The sequence below is a fragment of the Telluria beijingensis genome, assembly GCF_030770395.1.
Lineage (GTDB): Bacteria > Pseudomonadota > Gammaproteobacteria > Burkholderiales > Burkholderiaceae_D > Telluria > Telluria beijingensis.
The window spans coordinates 2,315,485-2,339,154 of record NZ_CP132480.1 but is presented as its reverse complement, the minus strand read 5'-3'; the positions used below and the strand labels follow the sequence as shown (position 1 = coordinate 2,339,154).

Below are 23,670 nucleotides of genomic sequence, written 5' to 3'. Positions count from 1 at the left end.
GGACGACATCCCTGACGTCATTGAACGTAGGTATAGGTAGTGGCGAACTTGATTTCGATCCGACCGTCCAGCGTCACGACGCGCGGGACCCCGCCCAGGTGCTGTGGGTTGGTGATGTCGATGGTCGGACAGCCCGGCGTGGTGCTGGTGGAGTGGATCTCGCCCAGCATCTGGTAATCCTTGGTCAGCAACATGACGTGTTTTTCGGAGGTGATCGACGAACTCGAGCCCCCGCGCAAATTGACGTTGACCGGATTGCCATTCACATTGCCGGCATAGGTATGGATGAAGAAGCCGCCGGCCGCCTTCAGGCGGGTCAGGTCCGCCATCGCCAGCCGCTGTCCGGTGATCTTCGTGAACCACGACATCGCGGTCATCATATTGCCTCTCTCGACCATGAAGACCCTGTTGCTTTGCGTCGACAGCACCGATGAATCCAACAACAAATTGATCTGGTTTTGATCGATCGGCATGGCAGTTCCAGAAGGATTGTGTCGTCAAATCCTACTGGAAATTACCTTGAAAATGCAAGAGTTTGTTTCTCGCGCAGGAAGTCGCGAGCCGGCACATTGAGCTTGCGCAATACTTGATGGCGTGGCGGTCCCGGGAGGACCTCCGTCGACTAGGCCTCGACCGCCACGCTCTGGGCCCAGGCCAGCGCCGACAAATGCGCCTGGTTGACTTCGGTCGGTGAAATATCCAGCGTATCGGCCAGCGAGGCCACCAGCTTCGAATTGAGTTCGCAGGCCTCGGCCAGCGCCAGATAGGGTCCATACGGCCCTTCGCGCCCCTTGAGCGCCTGCACCACCTCGGCCGGCAGCTGGATCGTGGCCAGCACCTCGTCCATCGGCAGTCCCAGCAGCCGGTCGAGCAGGGAGAACATCCCCGCCACGAACAGGTTTTCGGCCTCGCCTTTCCCCAGGAATTTCTGCCCCAGCAACTCGGCCAGGCGACCGCGCACGACCGCCGTTTCCATCAGCACCGGCGAGTAGCCGCTCGAACTGGCCGTGGCCAGCAACAGCACCAGCCAGCGGTACAGCGGCGCATAGCCCAGCAGCGAGATCGCCTGGCGCAGCGAATGCACTTCGCGCCCCGCCCCGAAGCCGGCGGTATTAATGTAACGCAGCAGTTTATAGGTCAGCGCCGGATCGCGTTTCAGCACGCTTTCCAGCTTGGGCACGTCCTCGTTGCCCTGCACCATCTGCATCAGTTGCAGGATCACGCCCTGGGTCGGGTTCATGCCCTTGACCGGATTGCCGGGCCGCGGCGTCAGGTGCAGCTTGCCGACGAAGGCGTCGAGGCCGAGCGCGGCGCAGGCGTCGAAGTCGGCCCAGGTGCCCACCGGCCGCCCCACCATGCGTAGCGCCGAATGCTTGGCGGCGGCATAGGTGCGGGCCTGGTCCGCCACGTCGGCGCCGGTGAAGCGCACTTCGAGGTAGGAGGCATAGGGCGACAGGTTGCGCGCCAGCAGGTTGAGGTCGCAACCGCGGATCGCCACGCCAACGCCGCCGGCGCGCACGGCCTGCACGGCGGAGCGCACGTCGACGTTGGTCAGCTGGCGGATATCGAAGGTAAGTACCGTGCGTTCCGGCGGCAGCGCGTGCAGCGAATCGAGCGACAGCATGGCCGGCACGGCGTCGAGGAACAGGATCTTGTCGCGCAGCAGCCAGCCATGTTCTTCATGATTGACGTGCCGGGCGACGAAGCCGACCAGCCCTTCCAGGTCCTGGTCGGTGGGATGGATGCCGTCGTGCTGCTGCCACGACAGCTCGTAGCCGAGCACGCGCTGCCTGGGGTCGAGCAGCGGTTCGCGGACGATGAAATTGGTGCGATGCATGCGGGGCGCCGGGTGGTGGTGCGCGGCGCCCGGTCAGAACCCGAGGCTGTCGAGCAGGTCGTCGACCTGGCCCTGATTGGCCACGACTTCGGTGCCGGTCGGCTTGATCTGCGGGCCGTTCAGCAGGCCGTTGTCGAGCTCGCGCTTGATTTCGCTGGGGGCGAAATCGATCAGCACCTGCACCAGCTGCTTCTCGAGATTCTGGGCGATGCCGGTGATGCGGCCGATCACCTGGCCGGTCAGGTCCTGGAAGTCCTGGGCCATCATGATGTTCATCAACTCGCTGCGCGTGGCCACCGTGGCGGCGGCCGAGGCATCCAGGCCGGCGATCGTGCGCTCGGCCATTGCGCGCCATTCGGCCTCGCTCGCGCCCTTGTCCAGCAGCGCCTGCCAGGCGCCGGAGAGCTCGGTCGAGCGGGTCTCGATGCCGTCCTGCAGGGGGCCGGCCGCATCGGTTGCGTCCAGCACCTTCTTGGCGGCCTGTTCCGACAGGCGCGCCACGTAGTCCAGGCGGTCGCGCGCATCGGGGATGTCGCTTGCCGCCTTCTCGATCAGCTTGTCGAGTCCCAGCCCGCGCAGGCTTTCGTGCAGCGCACGGGTCATGTGACCGATCCGGCTCAGCACTTCTTCGTGCGAAGCCGCTCCGGCGTCAGGCGCCGGATTATGCTCACCCATCTCAGGCTCCGGCTTTGTCCAGTTTCTCGAAGATCTTGTTCAGTTTTTCGTCGAGGGTCGCGGCCGTGAACGGCTTGACCACATAGCCGCTGGCGCCGGCCTGGGCGGCGGCAATGATGTTCTCTTTCTTCGCTTCCGCGGTCACCATCAGCACCGGCAGCTTGGCCAGCGCGGGATCGGCACGGATGTTCTGCAGCATGGTCAGGCCGTCCATATTCGGCATGTTCCAGTCCGACACCACGAAGTCGAACGATTCGCTGCGCAGCTTGGCCAGCGCCATCACGCCGTCTTCTGCCTCGTCGACGTTGGCATAACCCAGTTCTTTCAACAGATTCCGGACGATGCGGCGCATCGTCGAGAAATCGTCAACAACCAGGAAACGCATCTTTGGATCAGCCATGAATAACTCCGTTGAATCTTCTACTGTGGTTTGTTGGGTGAGCTTCTTTTACAGGCTCAAGAATAGCATTTTTGTTGCTTTACGGCGATAAAATAGCCCGTAAAGCATGATCGCAACCCGAATTCGGATCAAACACGCAACGCCCGGCCGCCCTGCGCCGCCAGATGGTCGAGCACCATGCCCGGCAAGGCCTGCAAGGGGCCGACGTCGTGGGCGGCGCCGAGCGCGATCGCCTCGCGCGGCATGCCGAACACCACGCAGCTCGCCTCGTCCTGGGCGAAGTTGTGGGCGCCGGCCTGGCGCATCTCGAGCATGCCGGCCGCGCCGTCCTTGCCCATGCCGGTCAGGATAACACCAACCGCGTTTTTACCGGCCGCCTGCGCGGCGGAGCGGAACAACACGTCGACCGAGGGACGGTGGCGGTTGACCGGCGGGCTCTGTTCGATGCGGGTCATGTAGTTGGCGCCGGAACGCGTCAAGAGCAGGTGCGAATGGCCCGGCGCGATATACGCGTGGCCGGGCAGCACCCGCTCGTTGCCGGCCGATTCGACCACGCTGATCCTGCACAGCGAATCGAGGCGCTTGGCGAATGACGTCGTGAAACCCTCGGGCATGTGCTGGGCGATCAGGATGCCCGGGCAATCGGACGGCATCTGCATCAGGAATTCGCGGATCGCTTCGGTGCCGCCGGTCGACGCCCCGATGATGATCAGTTTTTCGGAAGAAATCAGGGGGCTCCTCAAGGCCGACAGCGGCGCACTTGCCACTTGCAGCGTGCGCGAACGCGGTGCGATGCGGGCGCGGGCGGCGGCGCGGATCTTGTCGGCGATCATGTCGGCATACTCGCGCATGCCGCTCTGGATCGAGATCTTGGGCTTGGTGACGAAATCGACGGCGCCCAGTTCCAGCGCACGCATCGTGATCTCCGAGCCGCGCTCGGTCAGCGACGATACCATCAACACCGGCATCGGCCGCAGGCGCATCAGTTTTTCCAGGAAGTCGAGACCGTCCATCTTGGGCATCTCGACGTCCAGCGTCAAGACATCGGGATTGTGCTTCTTGATCAGTTCGCGCGCGACCAGCGGGTCGGGCGCGGTGGCGACCACTTCGAGGTCGGGCTGGGAATTGACGATCTCGCTCATCACGCTGCGGATCAGCGCGGAATCGTCGACGATCAGCACCTTGGTCTTCATGCTCTTTCCTTTCTGCTCGCTACAGCTCAATACTTCAGAACAGGTCGATGGCGCCGCCGACGGGTTCGACCTTGAGCCGCTTGGCGTAGTCGAGTTCACGCTTCGCCAGGGTATCGTTCTGGGTTTGCATCAGTTTCTTGACCAGCACCTTGCCCGTGCGCGGGAAGAAGAACACCTTGCGCGGGTAGATGTCGTTCAGGTCTTCGGCCAGCACCGGGATGCGTTCGGTCTTGAGGAACTGCATCACAAACGCCGCATTGCGCTCGCCGACGTTCATCGCGGTAAAGCCACGCAGCACGGCGCCGCCACCGAACACCTTGGCCTCGAGATGTTCGCGCCGCGCGCCGGCCTTGAGCAGGTCGTTGATCAGGATCTCCATCGCGAACGACCCATAGCGCATCGAGGCCGACACCGGGCTGTTGCCGGCGTCGGCGCCGCCGTCGGGCAGCATGAAGTGGTTCATGCCACCCAGGCCGGTGAGCCGGTCGCGGATGCAGGCCGACACGCAGGAGCCGAGCACGGTCGCGATCAGCATGTCCTTGCCGGTATAAAAATACTCGCCCGGCAGGATCTTGGCCGCGTCGACGTTGAAAGTGCGGTCGTGATACAGATTGGTGGCGAACTGGCTGTTCATGGTCGTCCCAGGTCTCAGGCACTGCGCCCGTCGAGTTCATACACCGTCTTGCCGCGCAGGCGCAGCGCATCCGACACGTACAGGAAGTTCTCGGAGTGGCCCGCGAACAGCAGCGCGTGCGGCTTCATCAGCGGCACGAAGCGGCCCAGGATCTTGCGCTGGGTCGGCTTGTCGAAATAAATCATCACGTTGCGGCAAAAGATGGCGTCGAACTGCCCTTCCAGCGGCCAGCCGTCGGCCAGCAGGTTCAGTTGCTTGAAGGTCACCAGGTTGCGCAGTTCGGGGCGCACGCGCGCCATGCCCTCGTGGGCGCCCTTCCCCTTCAGGAAGAAGCGGCGCAGGCGCTCGGGACTCGTCTTCTCGAGCCGCTCCATCGGATACACGCCGTTCGAAGCCGTGGCCAGCACATTGGTGTCGATGTCGGTGGCGACGATGTGCACCGGCGGCGACAGCGTATTGAACGCTTCGCAGGCTGTCATCGCGATCGAGTACGGCTCTTCGCCGGTGGACGCGGCCGAGCACCAGATGGTGAGCGGGCGCGTGTCCTTCTTGCGCAGCGCGACCAGGTGATCCAGCAGCAGCGGGAAATGGTGCGCCTCGCGGAAGAACGAGGTCAGGTTGGTGGTCAGCGCATTGGTGAACGATTCCCACTCGCGGTCCATGCGGCCCGCTTCGAGGTCGTCCAGGTAGTTGGCGAACGACTGGATGCCGGTCGCGCGCAGGCGCCGCGCCAGGCGGCTGTAGACCATCTCCTGCTTGCTGTCGGCCAGCGAGATGCCGGCGCGCTGGTGAATGAGCGCGCGAACCCGTTCGAAGTCACGGCGCGTGAAATCGAATTCCTTGACCGTCTCTGTTTTCTGCTGCGGCACGTTGCTTGCCTTCTGAATGCTGGTTGGTCCGCGTCATCGAGACGCGGTCCGGGTTGTGGGTGCTGCGCGCCGCGCCAGGATCAGGCGGCCATCTTGTCGATCAGGCCCATCTCGCTCGACGACATCAGCTTGTCGATGTCGACCAGGATCAGCATGCGCTCGTCGACCGTGCCCAGGCCGATCATGTAGTCGGAGTTGAACGCCGTGCCCATCTCTGGCGCCGGCTTGATCTGGTCCGGGGTCAGGGTGGTGACGTCGGACACGCTGTCGACCACCATGCCCATGATGCGCCCGCCAATGTTCAGGATGATCACGACGGTGAACTGGTCGTACACCGGGGTGCCCAGGTTGAACTTGATGCGCATGTCGACCACCGGGATGATGATGCCACGCAGGTTGATGACGCCCTTGATGAATTCGGGAGCGTTGGCGATGCGGGTCACGGCTTCGTAGCCGCGGATCTCCTGCACTTTCAGGATGTCGATGCCGTACTCTTCATTACCCAGGGTGAAGGCCAGGAATTCGTTGCCGGCGCCGTCGTGAGCGGTCCCGTCAGCCGAGGTGGTGTTTGCCAGGTTGGACATGGGATTTCCTCTTCGTGATAAAAATTTATAGAACGACCGGATCGTCGGCCAGCTGACGCGACGAGCGCACCAGCGCCGCCACGTCGAGGATCAGGGCGACGCCGCCGTCGCCCATGATGGTTGCGCCGGAAATGCCGGCGACTTTGCGGTAATTCGCTTCCAGGTTCTTGACCACCACCTGCTGCTGCCCCACCAGCTCGTCCACGAACAGCGCCGCCTTCTTGCCCTCGGTCTCGAGGATCACGACGATGCCGTCGCTCGGCTCGCGGTGGCGCGGTTCGATGTCGAACATCTGGTGCAGCGGGATCAGGGGCAGGTATTCGCCGCGCACCTTCAATACGCGGCCGCGCCCGGCGATGTCGCGCACGTCTTCGCGCACCGGCTGCAGCGACTCGACCACGAACGACAGCGGCAGGATGTAGACCTCTTCGCCGCTCCTGATCGACATGCCGTCCAGGATCGCCAGCGTCAGGGGCAGCGAGATCGAGATCGTGGTGCCGAAGCCGGCCGCCGAGCGGATGTCGACCGTGCCGCCCATCGCGGTGATATTGCGCTTGACGACATCCATGCCGACCCCGCGGCCGGAGACGTCGGTGACCACTTCGGCGGTCGAGAAGCCCGGCGCGAAGATCAGCTGCCAGACGTCGGCGTCGCTCATGGTGTCGGACACGGCCAGCCCGTTGGCGGCCGCCTTGGCCAGGATCTTCTCGCGATTCAGGCCGCCGCCGTCGTCGGCCACCTCGATCACGATGTGGCCGCCCTGGTGGCCGGCCGACAGGAACAGCCGCCCTGCTTCCGACTTGCCGGCGGCGACGCGCGCGGCCGGCATCTCGACGCCGTGGTCGATCGAATTGCGCACCAGGTGGGTCAATGGATCGACGATGCGCTCGATCAGGCCCTTGTCGAGTTCAGTCGCGGCGCCGTGGGTGATGAAATCGACCTTCTTGCCCAGTTTGCCGGCCAGGTCGCGCACCATGCGCGGGAAGCGCGAGAACACGAAGTCCATCGGCATCATCCGGATCGACATCACCGCCTCTTGCAGCTCGCGCGTATTGCGGCCCAGCTGGCTCACCGACGACAGCAGGCGTTCATGCTGGATCGGATCGAGCACGGTGCTGCGCTGCTCGAGCATGGCGTTGGTGATCACCAGTTCGCCGATCAGGTTGATCAACTGGTCGACCTTCTCGACCGAGACCCGGATCGAGGACGATTCGTTTTTATCGTCCTTGCGGGCGGCTTTCTTCTCGGCGCTGAGTTCGGCCAGGTGCTCGACCATGTTCTGGGCCTGCGCCGAGATGGTCGCGGCAGCCGGTTCCGGCTTGCTGTCGACGATGCCGGCGGCAGCGCGGATCTGTTCGATCGGCTGGAAGAAACCGTAACCGAGATCGTCTTCCGACAGGCCGTCGCTCGAGGGCGCGACGTCGTCGTCCGGCCCGAAGAAACCATAACCCTGCGCATCCTCGACGCGCTTGCGCTCGGCCGCTTCGAGCGCGCGTTGTTCCGGCGTCAGCGCCGGCGCCTCGAAGATTTTCAGCTCGTCCGGATCCAGCACGAAGGAACAGATCGCGATGACGTCGTCCAGGCTTTCATGGGTGGTGATGACGAGCGCCGTGCGGCCGCCGTCGAGCGGGGCCACCGAGACCCGGCCCATCAGGCCCAGTTCGTCGACCAGGGCATTGATGTCGCGCTGCGCGACCTGCGGCAGCTCGATCTTGTAGCGGCGCGCGTTCTCCAGCGAATGCTCGAGGCGCGGCTGCGCCGTCAGGTAGGAAGGCGCCACCACCGGTGCAGCCGGCACCAGGCCCTCGGCCAGGTCGTGCAGGGCCATGCGCACGTTGGCGATGGCTTCGTTGTCGACGCTGGCCCCGTGGCGGTGGCCGTCGAGCTGCATCTTGAGACCGTCCTTGGCCGCCAGGAAGGCGTCCACGTGGTTCGAGGTCAGCGCCATCTCGCCCTTGCGGATGCGGTCGAGCAGCGACTCCAGCACGTGGGTCACGTCGCACATATCGGTCAGGCCGAACGTCGAGGCGCCGCCCTTGACCGAGTGGGCGGTGCGGAAGATCGCATTCAGGTCTTCCGGGTCCGGCGCGGCGACGTCGACGCCCAGCAGCAGGCGTTCCATTTCGGCGAGCAGTTCCTCTGCTTCGTCGAAAAAGACCTGGTAGAACTGGCTGATGTCGATGGTCATAAGGCCGTCCGCTCGGATGTAAGCAGGGTCAGGGCGTCGCGCATGGCGTCAGCCGATCACTTTTTTGACCACCTCGATCAGGCGCTGCGGATCGAAGGGCTTGACCAGCCAGCCGTTGGCGCCGGCGGCGCGGCCCTTGTTCTTCATCTCGTCCGACGACTCGGTGGTCAGCATCAGGATCGGGGTCTTGGCGTAGCCCGGCAGGGTACGCAGGGTCTTAATCAGCTGCAATCCGTCCATCTTCGGCATGTTCTGGTCGGTCAGCACCAGGTCCACGGTCTGCAGCTTCGCCTTGTCGAGACCGTCCTGGCCGTCCACGGCTTCCACCACGTTGTAACCCGCCGCCTTCAGGCTGAACGCCACCATCTGGCGCAGCGAACTGGAATCGTCGACCGCGAGAATCGTTTTTGCCATCTTGTGCTCCTGCTATCTTGTATCCGGCCCGGGGCCGGTTGAATTGTTTATATTTATTTGTGCGCTCAGAACAGCTCGACGTCGCCGCTTTCCATGTGCTTCTGCTCGACCGAGCGGCGCAGCATGCTGCGCAGCTCGAGCGACTGGATCGCCAGCGCCATGCTGACCTTGCCGAGCCGCTCGACGATTTCGTCGCTGTCGGTCTCGGGGGCGATGTCGGCGCCATGCTCGCTGAGCGTGCCCAGAAAGTCGCGCAGGCCCGCCACGCGTCGCAGTGTACGTTCAATCAGTTGCGCCGTCATGTCCTGGAACTGCATGCCGGTGATCGCCGTGTTCACGTGAGCGCCCACTTCGCCCGACATGGACGATAGCAGCGCGCGGTCTTCCGGGGTCGGCGCGCCGCCCTCCAGCAGCCGCTCGATCGCTTCCTGGCGCGCGCCGACCGCCGTGTGCACCGCCATGAAGCTGGCGGTGAGCTTGTCGATCGCCTCTTCCAGCAGCAGTTCGGTCTGCAGCAGGTCGGTCTCGACCTCGGTCAGGTGGCGCCGGCCGTGCACCGACACGCCCGACAGCAGGCGCTTCACATGCGATCCCAGTATTTTTTTTCTTGTCATTTCTTCTCTCCAGTCCTGCCGCAACTACTTCTTGCTGTTACTTTTTGACTGCTTCCAGCGTGGCCGTCGCCGCTGCCTCGGCGTCTTCCGCCGGCACGTCCAGCGTCGCCGCATCGCGCCGCACCGCGTCCTCGGTACGCTTGTTCATGACGATGATGCTGATGCGGCGGTTGATCGGGTTGAACGGGTCCTTCGCATCGAGGTGGGCGGCCGAGGCCAGGCCCACCACACGCAGCACCTTGTCGTCCTGCAGGCCGCCCAGCACCATCTCGCGGCGCGAGGCGTTGGCGCGGTCGGCCGACAGTTCCCAGTTGCTGTAGCCCGATTCGCTGTAGTACGGCGTCGAATCGGTATGGCCCGAGATCCCCAGCTTGTTCGGCACCTCGTTGAGCACCATGCCGATGATGTGCAGGATGTCCTTGGTGTACGGCTGCAGCTCGGCCTTGGCCAGCGCGAACATCGGGCGGTTCTTCTCGTCCACGATCTGGATCCGCAAGCCTTCGCTGGTGATGTCGAGCAGCAGCTGGTTCTGGTACTTCTTGAGCATTGGGTTGACCTCGATGGCCGACTCGATGCGCGCCTTGAGCGATTGCAGGCGCTCGCCCTCGGCCTTCGCCAGCGCGGCGCGCGCCGCCTGCAGGTCGTAGGTCTTGTGCTCGGGCGGCGAATCGCCGCGCTTGACCTGGCCGGAGGTGCGGGTCAGGTCTTCGCCGCCGCCCTTGATCACCGACGACGAGTCGCCCGAACCCGAGCCGCCCGCCATCGCCACCTTCAGCGGCGTCTTGAAGTATTCCGAAATGCCGACCAGGTCGCCCTTGGCGGTCGAGCCCAGCAGCCACATGAGCAAGAAGAACGCCATCATCGCGGTCACGAAGTCGGCGTAGGCGATCTTCCAGGCGCCGCCGTGGTGGCCGCCGGCCACCTTCTTGATGCGCTTGATGACGATGGGCCGCGCGTTGTCGTCAGCCATGCGCGCCTCCCTTCGTGCAGCCGGGGGTGAAGTCGAATGCGGTCATCGCGGCTTACTTCTTCTTGATGTGCTGTTCGAGTTCGGCGAACGTCGGACGCTCGGTCGAATACAGGACCTTGCGGCCGAATTCGACGGCCAGCGCCGGCGCATAGCCGTTCAGGCTCGCCAGCAGCGTGACCTTCACGCACTGGAACATCTTGGTCGATTCCTCGAGTTTCTGCTCCAGCACGCTCGCCAGCGGGGTGACGAAGGCGTAGGCCAGCAGGATGCCCAGGAAGGTGCCGACCAGCGCCTTCGCGATCAGGATGCCCAGCTCGGCCGGCGGCAGGCCCACCGATTCCATCGTGTGGACCACGCCCATCACCGCCGCCACGATGCCGAAGGCCGGCAGGCCGTCGCCGACCTTGGCGATCACGTGGGCCGGAATCGCGCCCTCGTGGTGGTGGGTCTCGATCTCGTTGTCCATCAGGTTTTCGATCTGCATCGCGTCCATGTTCCCGGACACCATGAGGCGCAGGTAGTCGGTCATGAATTCGACGATGTGGTGGTCGGCCAGCACCGCCGGGTACTTGGAGAACAGCGGCGACGATTCCGGCGCCTCGATATCGCCCTCGATCGACATCAGGCCTTCCTTGCGCACTTTCGACAGCACGTCGAACTGCAAGGCCATCAGCTCCATATACATGTCCTTGGTGAACTTGGAGCCCTTGAACACGCTCGGCAAGGCCTTCATGGTGGCCTTGATCGACTTGCCGTTGTTACCGACAAAAAAGGCGCCGAAGGCGGCGCCGCCGATCATCAACAGTTCGATCGGCTGCCACAGCGAGGCCAGGTGGCCGCCGGCGAGCGCAAAGCCGCCGAATACGCAGGCGCAGACGATGATGTAACCAACAATGACTAGCAAGGGAATTCGCTCCAGAACAGCCTGTTTCGATCCCGTCCTGGGGACACGAAACCGGTAATTTCAGAAAAAGTTTATGCAGGGAACTACTCTAGCTGGAGAATGGCCCACGGGCAAGAAAAACCCCGCGAATACTCACCATTTGTCGCCTAAAAGTCCCACATATACAGCGACGGCCCCTCTGTGGTTGGATGGATAACGCGGCTCGGCGGGCAGTCTTCGATGATGAATTCGTAACTGAAAAGCGTCGAACCTGGCCGCATCTCGCGCGCGGCCTTGCGCCACAGCGCGCCCATCGCGGCCGGCGACAGGTAGGCGAACACGGCGTCGTAGTCGCCCAGGTCGAGTTTTTCGTAGTCGCCGCGGATGAAACGGGCCCGGCTGCGCCCCAGCAGCGCGCGCGCGTGGCTGGCCAGCCACGGCAGCGGCGCCAGTTCGATGCCCTCGATCGTCGAGTCCGGACGGCGCCGCTGCAGGTCGAGCACCAGGCCACCGATGCCGCTGCCGATGTCGATCACGCGCAGCGGCCGGTTCTGCGGCAAGGCGGCGGCCACCGCGTCCCACACCCGGCGGCCGGACGGGTAATACGGCACTTGCGTGCGATAAGTCGACCAGTACAGTAATAGCAGGAACAGGAAGATCGCCAGGAAGGCGGCCGGCGGGATTGCCAGCTGGCTGGCGCCCAGCAGCGCGAGCGGAAAGCCGAACTGGATCGCGCGCCACCAGCTGGCCAGGCCGCGCCACCACGACAGCAAGGCCGCAACAATGCCCTGCACCAGCGCCACGTGCCAGTAAACGAACACGACGCCGGCGCTGGCCAGGAGGAAGACAATCGCCAGGGTCAGCGGAAAAGCGGCGATCTGGATCAGCAGCGCACGGAGGGCAGGATAGCGCAGCAAGTGCGTCGGCAGGCGCAAGGAGAAGCGCGCCCGCAAGTCAGGCGCTGTCCTGGCCGGCGTCGCCGTCGGCCGCGATGCGTTCGGCGGCCTCCTTGGCGTCCCTGGCCTTGCGGGTCTTGCCGGCGCGCGAAGGCATGTGGCACAGGCCGCACAGGTAGTCGGCGTTGAGGTCGAGGGCGTTGACGATGAACTTGCCCTGGCAGCGGCTGCACGGGGCCAGCAGCAGCATGCCGCTCTGGAAGAAGCGCACCAGGGTCCAGGCGCGGGTCAGCGACAGCAGCGGTTCTTCGCCCGGCGCCGGCGGCATTTGTTCGAGGTAGAGTTTATAGGCCTTCATGACGGCCTGGATGCCGGATGCCCCGGCATGCTCCACCAGGAACTGGTGGATATTCATGAACAACGAAGAATGGATGTTCGGTTGCCAGGTCAGGAACCAATCCGTGGAGAACGGGAGCATGCCCTTGGGTGGAGAGACACCCTTGAGCTCCTTGTACAGCTTGAGCAAGCGTTCGCGCGACAGCGAGACTTCGGTCTCGAGCAGCTGCAGGCGGGCGCCCAGGTTGATCAGTTCGATCGCGAGCTGGATTTCCTGCGCTTCGGATACCACGCTTTTTTTGCTCATGTACTGCTCCCTGCTTCTCCCGGTCGGCCTTCCAGCGAGGCCGCTGGCAGGATTATACGATCTCTTCGACCGGCTGGCCGGCCATCAGGATGGCGGCGTGCGACTGGGCCAGGCTGCGTTCCTTGGTGTGGCTGGTCAACATGCCCAGGATGGCGCTGTCGTCGAAGCGGAAGCGGGCCAGCATCATGTTGCCGCCGGCGAGCTTCAGGATCTGGGCATTGCTCATGCCTTCGATCAGGTCGGCGATCTCGGCCGAGACGCCCAGGCGGAAGATGGCGGTGACTTTGTCGGCACGAATCATCTGCTGGGCCAGCATCAGGTAGCTCAGGTTTGCGTCGCGAATCTCAGCCATCATGTCGTTCATCGTCATCTTCTCTCTCCGTTAGTTGTTTCGGCGTTGTTTGTGTTGCCGACGAGATAGATTCTGACCGTGGGGAAACTTTTCAGGAATTGGACGAACGCTGTATTTTGCGTCGGCGAACGACGAGATAGACCCGTAGGAGTTTGTCTGACAAACCCTTCTGGATCACTATGACGCCCCTATGAAAAAGGGAGTGTTGCTGGCGCCGGGAAGCGCCTTGATTTGTGTCTACGTCAGACGGTGCCTGTCGTAGTTTTGCCACGCGACAATATGCCGCTGAGTTGTTTATCGGCACACTGCAGAGCAACTTTAGGGTTAGTTCGAAAATATTTTTCGCCCTGTTTATCCGCCTTGCTCATCCATTAACGGCAGCCGGATCGGCAACTTTAGGGTTGTTCGCAAAAAATTTTGAACTTTTTTTCAGACCCATTACTGCCTATCTGAGATCGTTATCGGACAGCTCATCAGGAACTTTAGGGTCGGACGCAAAAAAATTCGAAAATATTTTTTGTGTTTACATTCCATGTCGTAACAGCAACATTGCGCTGTCGACGGGCGCGGGAACTTGTTACACTGCACGCATTCTTGAAGCGTCAACTAATTCATATGGACACCGCATGACCGCATCCGCCATTACCCGTGCCGACTGCCTGGCACGCGACGCGCACGACCCGCTGGCCGGCCTGCGCAGCCGCTTCGACCTGCCCGAGGGCGTCATCTACCTCGACGGCAACTCCCTGGGCGCCCGCCCCCGCGCCGCCCTGGCCCGCGCCCAGGAAGTGGTGGCGCGCGAATGGGGCGCCGACCTGATCAAGAGCTGGAACACGGCCGGCTGGTTCGACATGCCGAAGCGCCTGGGCGACCGCCTGGCGCCGCTGGTCGGCGCGGGCCCCGGTGAAGTGGCCGTCACCGATACCACCTCGCTCAACCTGTTCAAGGCGCTGGCCGCCGCGCTGCGCATCCAGGCGCAGGGCGGGGGCAGCGACCGGCGCGTGATCGTGACCGAGCGCAGCAACTTCCCGACCGATATCTATATGGCCGAAGGCCTGAGCCGCTGGCTGGAGCGCGGCTACCGGGTGCGCCTGGTCGATTCGGTGGACGAGATCCCGGCCGCGCTCGACGCCGACTGCGCGGTGCTGATGCTCACCCACGTCAACTACCGCACCGGCTACCAGCACGATATGGCCGGCCTGACCCGCCTGGCGCACGAAGCCGGCGCCCTGGCCGTATGGGACCTGGCCCACTCGGCCGGCGCGGTCCCGGTCGACCTGCGTGGCGCCGGCGCCGACTTCGCCGTCGGCTGCACCTATAAATACCTGAACGGCGGCCCGGGCGCCCCGGCCTTCATCTGGGTGCCGCAGAAGCACCAGGCCCGGTTCGACCATCCGCTATCGGGCTGGTGGGGCCATGCCAGTCCGTTCGCGATGGCGCCCGCCTTCGCGCCGGTGGCCGGCATCGGACGCGCCCTGTGCGGCACCCAGCCGATCGTGTCGCTGGCGCTGGTCGAATGCGGTCTCGAGGTGTTCGAGGCCACCGACATGGCGGCCGTGCGCGCCAAGTCGCTGCTTCTTACCGACCTGTTCATCGCGCTGGTGGAAAGCCGCTGCGCCGGCCATCCGCTGGGGCTGGTGACGCCGCGCGAGCATGCGCGCCGCGGCAGCCAGGTCAGCTTCACCCATCCGCACGGCTATGCCGTGATGGCGGCCCTGATCGCGCGCGGCGTGATCGGCGACTACCGCGAACCCGAGATCATGCGCTTCGGCTTCACGCCCCTGTATACGAGCTTTGCCGACGTCTGGGACGCGGTCGAGATCCTGAAGCACATCCTGGACCGCAACGACTACGACGTCGCGGCCGAGCGCGGCGCCGTGACCTGATTGGACATCCGATGAAAAAAGAACAGACCACAAGCCAGGCCGCCGAGTGGCATGGCGCGAAGATGGACTTCAAGGAAGCCATGAGCTATGGCGACTACCTGGGCCTGGACCAGATCCTGAACGCCCAGCACCCGCGCTCGCCGAACCACAACGAGCTGCTGTTCATCGTCCAGCACCAGACCAGCGAGCTGTGGATCAAGCTGATGCTGCACGAGCTGCAGGCGGTGCGCCGCCACCTGCGCGAGGACGACCTGCCGCCGGCCTTCAAGATGCTGGCGCGGGTGGCGCGCATCATGGACCAGCTGGTCCATGCCTGGGACGTGCTGGCCACCATGACCCCGCCCGAATACACGGCGATCCGCCCCTACCTGGGCGCCTCGTCGGGCTTCCAGTCGTTCCAGTACCGCGAACTGGAGTTCATCCTCGGGAACAAGAACGCGGCCCTGCTGGCGGTGCACGAGAAGTCGCCCGAGGCCCACGCCATCCTGGCGCGCGAGCTGGCGCTGCCCTCGATCTATGACGAAGCCGTGATGCTGCTGGCGCGGAGCGGCTTTGCGATCGATCCGGCGCGCCTGGCCGCCGACTGGACCCAGCCCACCCGGGCCGACGATTCGGTCAAGGCGGCCTGGCTGGGGGTGTACGGCGACACCGGCAAGCACTGGGCGCTGTACGAGCTGGCCGAGAAGCTGGTCGACCTGGAGACCGCCTTCCGCTTCTGGCGCTTCCGCCACGTGAGCACGGTCGAGCGCATCATCGGCTTCAAGACGGGCACCGGCGGCACCGCCGGCGTGAGCTACCTGCGCAAGATGCTCGACGTGGTGCTGTTCCCGGAGCTGTTCGCGCTGCGCACCGAGTTGTAAAAGTACGCAAGGGCGCCGGCGCGCCCGGCTGGCGTCGCCAGCCGCCCGTTTTGCATTAATATAAACGCCATGCGCGCCGCCCCCTCCCACCTCGACCAGCCGTTCTCGGTGTACCTCGACCTGGTCCGCTTCCTGGCGGCGCTGGCGGTCGTGCTGATGCACCTGCGCCAGTTCGACCTGGTGGAACTGCCCGGCGCCCACCTCCTGACCCTGCTCGGACGCGAGGCGGTGATGGCCTTCTTCGTGCTGTCCGGCTTCGTGATCGCCTACACCACCGAACAACGCCGGCCCAGCGCGCAGGCCTATGCGCTGGCGCGCGCCGCCCGCATCTATTCGGTGGCGCTGCCGGTGCTGCTGCTGGCCTTCGCCTGCGCCAGCGTGGTGCCGCCCCACCTGGCGGGCGACACCGGCCAGCACTACCAGCTGGCCAAGCCCTGGCTCTACATCCCGTTCCACCTGCTGTTCCTCGGCGATATGTGGACGCTGACCGAAGTGCCGCCCTGGCTCGGCCCCTGGTGGTCGCTCAACTACGAAGTCTGGTATTACGTGCTGTTCGGCGTCGCCTGCTATGTGCGCGGGCCGTGGCGGCTGCCGGCGCTGGCCCTGGTGCTGGCCGTCATGGGCATCAAACTGTGGCTGCTGCTGCCGGTGTGGCTGGCCGGCGTCGCCCTGTATCACTGGCAGGCGCGGCGCACGCTCGCGCGCGACCTGGCCCGCCTGGGCTGGGTCGCCAGCCTGGCGCTGCTGGTGGCCTACGAGGCAAGCGGCATCGAAGAGACGCTGCGCCTGGCCGGGCGCGCCTCCTGGATCGGCCAGGCTTTCGCGCTCGGCAATGCCGACCGCTTCCTGGCCGACTACGTGTTCGGCCTGATCGTCTGCCTCAATTTCGCCTGCGCGCGCTTCGCCGGCTTCGACGCCCTGCTGCGCTGCGCGCCGCCGATCCGGCTGCTGGCCTCGTACACCTTCACCCTCTACCTGTCGCACGCGCTGGTGCTGGCCGTGTGGCCGGCCCTGTATCCGCACGATCCGGGCAGCGCGGCCGACCTGCTGGCCCTGGGCGCGGCGATCGCCCTCGCGACCGCCATCCTCGGCAACCTCACCGAACGACGCAAGAACGGTGTGCGGCGCCTGCTCGCGCGCCTGGCCGGCCCGTGGCGGCGCCCGGCCCGCCTGGCGCCGGCGCCCGTCGTCCCCCTCAAGGAGAAGCAAGATGAAATGTGATGTCATGATCGTTCCCGGCCTGTGGAATTCGGGCCCGCGCCACTGGCAATCGCTGTGGCACGAGCGCAACCCGCACTGGCGGCGCGCCGAACACCGCGACTGGACCAATCCCCATTGCGGCGAATGGGTGGCCGAACTGGACGCCGCCATCGCCGACTGCCAGGGCGCGCCGATCCTGGTCGCGCACAGCCTGGGCTGCATGCTGGTCGCGCACTGGGCCATGTCGGGCTCCCCGCTCAAGGTGGCGGGCGCCTTCCTGGTCGCGCCGAGCGACGTCGAAGCGCCGAGCTTCCCGTCCGAACTGAATCGCTGGGCGCCGATTCCGCTGCAGGCGCTGCCCTTCCCGAGCCTGGTGGTGGGCAGCGCCAACGATCCCTTCGCCAGCCTCGAGCGCACCCGCGCCTTCGCCGACGCCTGGGGCAGCCGCCTGGTCGAGATCGGCGACGCCGGCCACCTCAACACCGAATCCGGCCACGGCGACTGGCCTGAGGGCCTGCGCCAGCTGGAGCGGTTCTGCGACGAGATCTCCGCGCCATGACGGTACTGCACAGCGCGTAGAGCGATGCCGCGGCGGCGGCATGAAGACCTTCCACGGCAGTTGCCATTGCGGCGCGGTGCGCTACGAGGCCGATATCGACCTTGCCCTCGGCACCGTCAAGTGCAACTGCTCGATCTGCACCAAGATGCGGTTCTGGGCGGCGGTCGTCGCGCCCGCGGCGTTCCGCCTGCTGCAGGGCCAGGACGCGCTGCGCGAATACCGCTTCCATACCCGGCGCGACGGCCACTACTTCTGCGGCGCGTGCGGCATCAATGCGTTCTCGACCGGCGCCTCGCCGCGCACGGGGCCGTTCGTCGCCGTCACGGTGGCCAGCCTCGACGACCTGCCGGTGGCAAGCCTGCTGGCGGCGCCGGTGCGCCATATCGATGGCCGCAACGACAACTGGAGCACGCCACCGGTCGAGATCCGGCATCTCTGAACATGTTCTCCTCTTGCGGCTTGTGGTGCGGGAACAGCAGTCATGGAACTTGCATATTGCATAAATTCCATACTTGACGCAAAATGCGAATCATTCTCATTTGTATTAGCATTTTTTCTCCGTCTCCGCCCATCCCCCTCAAGAAAGATTCGCATGACTTCACCGATGCGCCTGCCGCTCGCGCTTGCCCTCGCCCTCGCCTATCCGACCCATGCCTTCGCCGCCGATGCCGTGGAGGCGCCGGAACTGCCGGCGTCGCCGTCGACCGTGCTGATCAGCGCCGACCGCCTCGAGAACAGCTATGCCAGCGATGCCGCCGGCGTCGCCAAGGGCAGCCGCAGCCTGCGCGAGACGCCGCAATCGGTGTCGGTCGCCAACCGCCAGCGCCTGGACGACCAGAACCTGCGCACGCTGGACGAGGCGCTGGCGAACATGACGGGCGTGATCGTCGAGCAGGCCAGCGGCCACGAACGCCGCTACTATTCGCGTGGCTTCGAGATCGAGGCGGTCCAGTACGACGGCGTGACCAGCCAGCGCAACAGCGGCTTCAACATCAGCCCCGACCTGTCGGTATTCGAACGGGTCGAAGTGATGCGCGGCCCGGCGGGCCTGTTTGCCGGCGCCGGCAATCCCGGCGGCGCGGTGAATATGGTGCGCAAGCGTCCGCTCAAGGCCAATCGCATCGAGGCCCAGGCCAGCGCCGCGCGCTGGAACGACTACCGTGCCCACGTCGACGCCAGCCGCCTCCTGAACGAGAGCGGCAGCGTGCGCGCGCGCGTCGTCGGCGCCTATGAAGACAAGGAATATTTCTACGACGTGGCCGACAACCAGCGCACGGTCCTGTATGCGATCGTCGAGGCCGACCTGGCGCCATCGACCACGCTCGGCGTGGGCTTCCACCGCGAAGAGAACGACATGACCCCGTTCTACGGCGGCCTGCAGCGCTTCACCGACGGCGGCGACCTGGGCCTGCCGCGGTCGACCTACACGAATGCCGCCTGGTCGGACACCAATATCCAGTCGACCACCGCCTTCGCCGACCTGAATCACCGCTTCAACGACGACTGGAAGCTGCGCGTGGCCTTCAACCGCATGCGCGAAGACAACCACGACCTGAGCGGCTCGGCCTTCGGCGCGGTGAACCGCGCGACCAATCTCGGGCCGTCGCTGTCGTCGTTCGTCGGCCATCTGCTGGGAGAGCAGAAAGCGGCGGATGCGACGCTGGAAGGCAGCTTCAGCGCCTTTGGCCGCCGCCACGATGTCCTGCTGGGCGCCAACTGGATGCAGCGCGACTACGATTACTACAACCAGCTGTACACGGTCGCCAACCCGGTGATCAATCCCTACACCTTCGATCCCTACGATTACGCGGTTGCGCCGACCACTCCGGCGCGGGCGGCGACGCGCACGCTGGCCGCGCTCGAGCAGTCCGGCATCTACGGTTCGCTGCGTTTCGCGCTGACTGACACCGTGAAACTGATCGCGGGCGGCCGCGTCAGCAACTGGAAGAACTCGACCCGCAACCTGGTAACCGGCGCCTACAGCGTCCAGCCGTTCAAGCAAAGCGGCGAGTTCACGCCCTACGGCGCGCTGCAATGGGAGTTCGCACCCGAGTGGACCAGCTACCTGAGCTACGCCGAGATCTTCCGCTCGCAGGCGAACCAGTTCACCGCCAGCGGCGACCGCCTGGAACCGGCCACCGGCAACAATATCGAGGCCGGCGTCAAAGGTGCGATGTACGGCGGCCGCCTGAACGCCTCGCTGGCCGCATTCCGCATCCTGGAAGAGAACCGCTCGCAGAGCGATCCGTTCAATCCGTCGCCCTGCATCGGGTCGCCAACCGGCGGCGCCTGCTCCATCGCCGAGGGTGAAGTCCGCAGCCAGGGCCTGGACGCGGAGCTGAGCGGCCAGCTGCTGCCGGGGCTGCAGGTGAGCGCCGGCTATACCTGGAACCAGACGAAGTACCTGCGCGACCGCACCGCCACCGGCATCCCGAGCGCCAACGAAAACCAGCCGCTGTCGACCTTCACGCCGCGCCACCTGGCGCGCATCTGGGCCAACTGGCAGCCGAACGGCAGCGCCTGGGAAGTGGGCGGCGGCGTCAATGCCCAGAGCGAGACCTACAAGACCGGCGGCGCGCTGCGCTTCGAACAGGCCGGCTACGCGGTATGGTCGGCCCGCGTCGGCTACCGGATCAACCGCAACCTGCTCGCCTCGGTCAATTTCAACAATATCTTCGACAAGCACTACTACCGCACCCTGGGCAGCACCAGCGGCAACAACTGGTATGGCGAACCGCGTAACGTGACGGCGACGCTTAGGGCCACGTTCTAAGGCGGAACATGCCCGCGCTGCTGGCCACTTTTCTACTCGGCCTGGCCGCCTTCGCGGCCGCGGTGGCGGGCTTCCTGGCGCTCGGGCTGAGCATGGAGCGGCACTGGCAGGACGCCTGCGGCGCGCTGCGCCGGCCGCGCGTGCGCACGACGGTGCAGGGGCTCGGGCTGCTGTCGCTGCTGGTATCGCTGGGGTGCTGCGCCGGGCTGCGCGCGCAAGGGTTCGGTTTCGTGCCGTGGATCGGCTGCGTGACGGCGGCGGCGTGGGTCGCGATCGGGCTGCTGTCGCATGGCGCCGCAACGGCGGCGCGCGTAGTGCGCCTCAGCGGGGTGCTGGCGGCGGTGGGCTGCGTGGTGGCGATGGTGTTGCGGTTCGGTTAAAGCGCCAGTCGGATAGCAGCATCGTTAACGCCAAAACGTCGTCCCCGCGCAGGCGGGGACCCAGGTGCTGCCTGCGTCGACGTAACGCTTGCAAACTTAGGTCCCCGCCTGCGCGGGGACGACGTGTGAGAGCTAACGAAAAAAGTGCGTCGCGTGACGCGATTTACTTCGCAGTCGCCAGCAACAGCTCGTTCAGGCGCTTCACGAACGACGCCGGATCGACCAGGCTGCCGCCTTCGGCCAGCATCGCCTGGTCGAACAGGATATGCGACCAGTCGGCGAAGCGGGCGCCGCTCGCGTCTTCGTACTTCAGGCGCTGCACGAGAGGATGGTCCGGGTTGATCTCGAGGATCGGCTTCGACTCCGGCGCTTCCTGGCCGGCGGCCTTCAGCATGCGCAGCAGATTGCCCGACAACTCATTGTCGTCCGCCACCAGGCAGGCCGGCGAGTCGGTCAGGCGGAAGGTCACGCGCACATCCTTGGCCTTCTCGCCCAGGGCGCCCTTGATGTTCTCGACCAGTTCCTTGTAGCCGGCCTCGGTCTCGGCGTGCTCCTTTTTCTCGGCCTCGTCTTCCAGCGCGCCCAGGTCCAGGCCGCCCTTGGCGACCGACACCAGTTCCTTGCCGTCGAACTCGGTGAAGAACGACAGCATCCATTCGTCCACGCGGTCGGTCATCAGGATGACTTCGACGCCCTTCTTGCGGAAGATCTCGAGGTGCGGACTGTTCTTGGCCGCCTTGTAGTTGTCGGCCGTGACGTAATAAATCTTGTCCTGGCCTTCCTTCATGCGGCCGACGTAGTCGGCGAACGACACGGTCTGCTCGTCGTTTTCATTGGCGGTCGAGGCGAAGCGCAGCAGCTTGGCGATGCGGTCCTTGTTGGTCGTGTCCTCGCCGATGCCTTCCTTGAGCACCTGGCCGAATTCCTTCCAGAAGGTCGTGTACTTGTCCTTGCCGGCCTGTTCGTCCGAGTTCGCCATTTCTTCGAGCATGCCCAGCACGCGCTTGGTCGAACCTTCGCGGATCACGCGCACGTCGCGCGACTCCTGCAGGATCTCGCGCGAGACGTTCAGCGGCAGGTCGCTCGAGTCGATCACGCCCTTGATGAAGCGCAGGTAGGTCGGCATCAGCTGCTCGGCATCGTCCATGATGAAGACGCGCTTGACGTACAGCTTGATGCCGCCACGCTTGTTGCGGTCCCACAGGTCGAACGGCGCATGGGCCGGCACGTACAGCAGCTGGGTGTATTCGCTGCGGCCCTCCACCCGGTTGTGGGTGTAGGTCAGCGGGTCCTGGAAGTCGTGCGAGACGTGCTTGTAGAACTCGTTGTACTGTTCTTCGGCGATGTCGTTCTTGGAGCGTGCCCACAGCGCGCTGGCCTGGTTCACGGTCTCGAATTCGTCCCTGACGACGGTTTCCTTCTTCTCTTCGTCCCACTCTTCCTTCTGCATCACGATCGGCAGCGAGATGTGGTCGGAATACTTGCGGATGATCGACTTGATCTTCCACGACGACAGCAGTTCTTCCTCGCCTTCGCGCAGGTGCAGGATCACGTCGGTGCCGCGGCCGGTCTTCTCGACCTGCTCGATCGAATAATCGCCCTCGCCGCGCGATTCCCAGCGCACGCCCTGTTCGGCGAACGCGCCGGCGCGGCGGGTATTGACGACGATCTTCTCGGCCACGATGAAGCCCGAGTAGAAGCCCACGCCGAACTGGCCGATCAGGGCCGCATCCTGCTGCTGGTCGCCCGACAACTTGCTGAAGAATTCCTTGGTGCCCGACTTGGCGATGGTGCCCAGGTGGGCGATCACCTCGTCGCGGCTCATGCCGATGCCGTTGTCCGAGATCGTGATGGTCTTGGCGTCCTTGTCGAACGAGACCTTGATCTTGAGTTCATGGTCGTTGCCGTACAGCGCGTCGTTGTTGATCGCCTCGAAGCGCAGCTTGTCGGCGGCGTCGGACGCGTTCGAGATCAGTTCGCGCAGGAAGATCTCCTTGTTGGAGTACAAGGAGTGGATCATCAGTTGCAGCAGCTGTTTTACTTCTGCCTGGAAGCCAAGGGTTTCTTTTTCGGCGCTTGCCATCTTGTTCCTCGTTAAAAACATAGGGGGTTGTGGGACTCGGAGCCATATTAGGCTGTCATCAGGAATTTCAAGAGGCGTTTTTGACAAGCATTCCCCAAGCCGGACGATTTTGCAGTTTTATGCGTGTAGCATGTCGATTCGTGTCTATCCCGTTCGTCGTAGCGATGCAGCACCCATCCACCACACAGGAGAAGATCATGAACCAGGCAGTGCGTCCCATCCCGGAAGGCTACCGTACCGTCACCCCGCACCTGGTCTGCGAACATGCAGCCGAGGCAATCGAGTTCTACAAGAAGGCCTTCGGCGCGGTCGAGATCGCCCGCCTGCCGGGGCCGGATGGCAAGATCATGCATGCCGAGCTCCGCATCGGCGATTCGCCCATCATGCTGGCCCAGGACTATCCCGAGTACGGCAGCCGTGGGCCGCTGGCCCTGCAAGGCACGTCGGTGGTGATTCACCTGTACGTGGAAGACGCCGACGCCGTGTTTGCCCAGGCAGTGTCAGCGGGTGGCAAGCCCATCATGCCGCTGTCCGACATGTTCTGGGGTGACCGCTACGGCCAGGTCGAAGATCCGTACGGCCACCGCTGGTCGATCGCCACCCACAAGCAGGACTTGACGCCGGAACAGATCATGGAGGGCATGCACAAGATGATGGCGGAGGGTTGCCCGGGCCAGCAAGAACCGCCATCGCCCTGAAACAGGCTCCTCCGGTAAAGACTGGTTAAAAGTGGTGAATGCACGATTTTTACACCGAGCAGCGTGATTAGAATCATCA

The 23,670-nt window shown here is 64.6% G+C and carries 25 protein-coding genes; 8 read left to right on the top strand and 17 right to left on the bottom strand.

The window, feature by feature from the left end:
* Window positions 1–17 precede the first annotated feature (17 nt).
* The 16 genes from Q9246_RS10415 to flhD all read right to left on the bottom strand — a co-directional run bounded on the left by Q9246_RS10415 (window position 18) and on the right by flhD (window position 13,170).
* On the bottom strand, window positions 18–473 hold the full coding sequence (locus Q9246_RS10415; protein ID WP_306397480.1) for a hypothetical protein: 456 nt from the start codon (window positions 471–473) through the stop codon (window positions 18–20).
* A gap of 149 nt (window positions 474–622) precedes the next feature.
* On the bottom strand, window positions 623–1,837 hold the full coding sequence (locus tag Q9246_RS10410) for an EAL and HDOD domain-containing protein (protein WP_306397479.1): 1,215 nt from the start codon (window positions 1,835–1,837) through the stop codon (window positions 623–625).
* Between the two features lie 33 nt (window positions 1,838–1,870).
* Entirely contained in the window at window positions 1,871–2,512 is a 642-nt protein-coding gene (cheZ, locus tag Q9246_RS10405) for a protein phosphatase CheZ (RefSeq protein WP_306397478.1), read from the bottom strand.
* Between the two features lies 1 nt (window position 2,513).
* Window positions 2,514–2,912, bottom strand: coding sequence for a chemotaxis response regulator CheY (cheY, locus tag Q9246_RS10400; protein WP_005666673.1), 399 nt, complete (start codon window positions 2,910–2,912; stop codon window positions 2,514–2,516).
* 128 nt (window positions 2,913–3,040) lie between these two features.
* Window positions 3,041–4,105, bottom strand: coding sequence for a protein-glutamate methylesterase/protein-glutamine glutaminase (locus Q9246_RS10395; RefSeq protein ID WP_306397477.1), 1,065 nt, complete (start codon window positions 4,103–4,105; stop codon window positions 3,041–3,043).
* A 34-nt stretch (window positions 4,106–4,139) separates the two neighbouring features.
* Entirely contained in the window at window positions 4,140–4,739 is a 600-nt protein-coding gene (cheD, locus tag Q9246_RS10390; protein WP_306397476.1) for a chemoreceptor glutamine deamidase CheD, read from the bottom strand.
* 14 nt (window positions 4,740–4,753) lie between these two features.
* Window positions 4,754–5,608 carry a CheR family methyltransferase gene (locus Q9246_RS10385; protein ID WP_306397475.1) on the bottom strand — a complete coding sequence of 285 codons (855 nt, stop codon included), beginning with the start codon at window positions 5,606–5,608 and terminating at the stop codon, window positions 4,754–4,756.
* A gap of 80 nt (window positions 5,609–5,688) precedes the next feature.
* A complete protein-coding gene (locus tag Q9246_RS10380) occupies window positions 5,689–6,192 on the bottom strand; it encodes a chemotaxis protein CheW (RefSeq protein WP_306397474.1) in 504 nt (167 codons plus the stop codon).
* Window positions 6,193–6,217: 25 nt separating this feature from the next.
* The gene (cheA, locus tag Q9246_RS10375; RefSeq protein ID WP_306397473.1) at window positions 6,218–8,380 is read right to left on the bottom strand and encodes a chemotaxis protein CheA; all 2,163 of its coding nucleotides are present in this window, start codon (window positions 8,378–8,380) and stop codon (window positions 6,218–6,220) included.
* A gap of 48 nt (window positions 8,381–8,428) precedes the next feature.
* On the bottom strand, window positions 8,429–8,794 hold the full coding sequence (locus Q9246_RS10370; protein WP_306397472.1) for a response regulator: 366 nt from the start codon (window positions 8,792–8,794) through the stop codon (window positions 8,429–8,431).
* A gap of 65 nt (window positions 8,795–8,859) precedes the next feature.
* The gene (locus Q9246_RS10365; RefSeq protein ID WP_306397471.1) at window positions 8,860–9,408 is read right to left on the bottom strand and encodes a chemotaxis protein; all 549 of its coding nucleotides are present in this window, start codon (window positions 9,406–9,408) and stop codon (window positions 8,860–8,862) included.
* Window positions 9,409–9,445: 37 nt separating this feature from the next.
* Window positions 9,446–10,378, bottom strand: a complete 933-nt coding sequence (gene motB / locus Q9246_RS10360) for a flagellar motor protein MotB (protein WP_306397470.1) — start codon at window positions 10,376–10,378, stop codon at window positions 9,446–9,448.
* A gap of 52 nt (window positions 10,379–10,430) precedes the next feature.
* Window positions 10,431–11,282, bottom strand: a complete 852-nt coding sequence (gene motA / locus Q9246_RS10355) for a flagellar motor stator protein MotA (RefSeq protein ID WP_292027788.1) — start codon at window positions 11,280–11,282, stop codon at window positions 10,431–10,433.
* 146 nt (window positions 11,283–11,428) lie between these two features.
* On the bottom strand, window positions 11,429–12,178 hold the full coding sequence (locus Q9246_RS10350) for a class I SAM-dependent methyltransferase (protein ID WP_306397469.1): 750 nt from the start codon (window positions 12,176–12,178) through the stop codon (window positions 11,429–11,431).
* A 37-nt stretch (window positions 12,179–12,215) separates the two neighbouring features.
* Window positions 12,216–12,800 (bottom strand): flagellar transcriptional regulator FlhC, encoded by a 585-nt coding sequence (gene flhC / locus Q9246_RS10345; protein WP_306397468.1) that lies wholly within the window; start codon window positions 12,798–12,800, stop codon window positions 12,216–12,218.
* A 52-nt stretch (window positions 12,801–12,852) separates the two neighbouring features.
* Window positions 12,853–13,170, bottom strand: coding sequence for a flagellar transcriptional regulator FlhD (flhD, locus tag Q9246_RS10340; RefSeq protein WP_137173831.1), 318 nt, complete (start codon window positions 13,168–13,170; stop codon window positions 12,853–12,855).
* A gap of 608 nt (window positions 13,171–13,778) precedes the next feature.
* Here flhD and kynU point away from each other — a divergent pair.
* The 7 genes from kynU to Q9246_RS10305 all read left to right on the top strand — a co-directional run bounded on the left by kynU (window position 13,779) and on the right by Q9246_RS10305 (window position 20,810).
* The gene (kynU, locus tag Q9246_RS10335; protein ID WP_306397467.1) at window positions 13,779–15,038 is read left to right on the top strand and encodes a kynureninase; all 1,260 of its coding nucleotides are present in this window, start codon (window positions 13,779–13,781) and stop codon (window positions 15,036–15,038) included.
* Window positions 15,039–15,049: 11 nt separating this feature from the next.
* Entirely contained in the window at window positions 15,050–15,898 is an 849-nt protein-coding gene (gene kynA / locus Q9246_RS10330) for a tryptophan 2,3-dioxygenase (protein WP_306397466.1), read from the top strand.
* A gap of 69 nt (window positions 15,899–15,967) precedes the next feature.
* The gene (locus Q9246_RS10325; protein ID WP_306397465.1) at window positions 15,968–17,119 is read left to right on the top strand and encodes an acyltransferase family protein; all 1,152 of its coding nucleotides are present in this window, start codon (window positions 15,968–15,970) and stop codon (window positions 17,117–17,119) included.
* Window positions 17,109–17,657, top strand: coding sequence for an RBBP9/YdeN family alpha/beta hydrolase (locus tag Q9246_RS10320; RefSeq protein WP_306397464.1), 549 nt, complete (start codon window positions 17,109–17,111; stop codon window positions 17,655–17,657). The genes Q9246_RS10325 and Q9246_RS10320 overlap by 11 nt, the downstream gene beginning before the upstream one ends.
* Window positions 17,658–17,697: 40 nt before the next feature.
* Window positions 17,698–18,096: a GFA family protein gene (locus Q9246_RS10315; RefSeq protein ID WP_306397463.1), complete on the top strand. Its 399-nt coding sequence runs from the start codon at window positions 17,698–17,700 to the stop codon at window positions 18,094–18,096.
* Window positions 18,097–18,249: 153 nt separating this feature from the next.
* Window positions 18,250–20,430: a TonB-dependent siderophore receptor gene (locus Q9246_RS10310; RefSeq protein ID WP_306397462.1), complete on the top strand. Its 2,181-nt coding sequence runs from the start codon at window positions 18,250–18,252 to the stop codon at window positions 20,428–20,430.
* 8 nt (window positions 20,431–20,438) lie between these two features.
* Window positions 20,439–20,810 (top strand): DUF3325 family protein, encoded by a 372-nt coding sequence (locus Q9246_RS10305; RefSeq protein ID WP_306397461.1) that lies wholly within the window; start codon window positions 20,439–20,441, stop codon window positions 20,808–20,810.
* Window positions 20,811–20,973: 163 nt separating this feature from the next.
* On the opposite strand, the gene htpG is transcribed toward Q9246_RS10305, so the two are convergent.
* Complete coding sequence (gene htpG, locus Q9246_RS10300) at window positions 20,974–22,893, bottom strand: molecular chaperone HtpG (protein ID WP_306397460.1); 1,920 nt, start codon at window positions 22,891–22,893, stop codon at window positions 20,974–20,976.
* Between the two features lie 197 nt (window positions 22,894–23,090).
* Between htpG and Q9246_RS10295 the strand changes: the two genes are divergently transcribed.
* Window positions 23,091–23,591, top strand: a complete 501-nt coding sequence (locus Q9246_RS10295) for a VOC family protein (RefSeq protein WP_306397459.1) — start codon at window positions 23,091–23,093, stop codon at window positions 23,589–23,591.
* The last annotated feature ends 79 nt before the right edge of the window (window positions 23,592–23,670 follow it).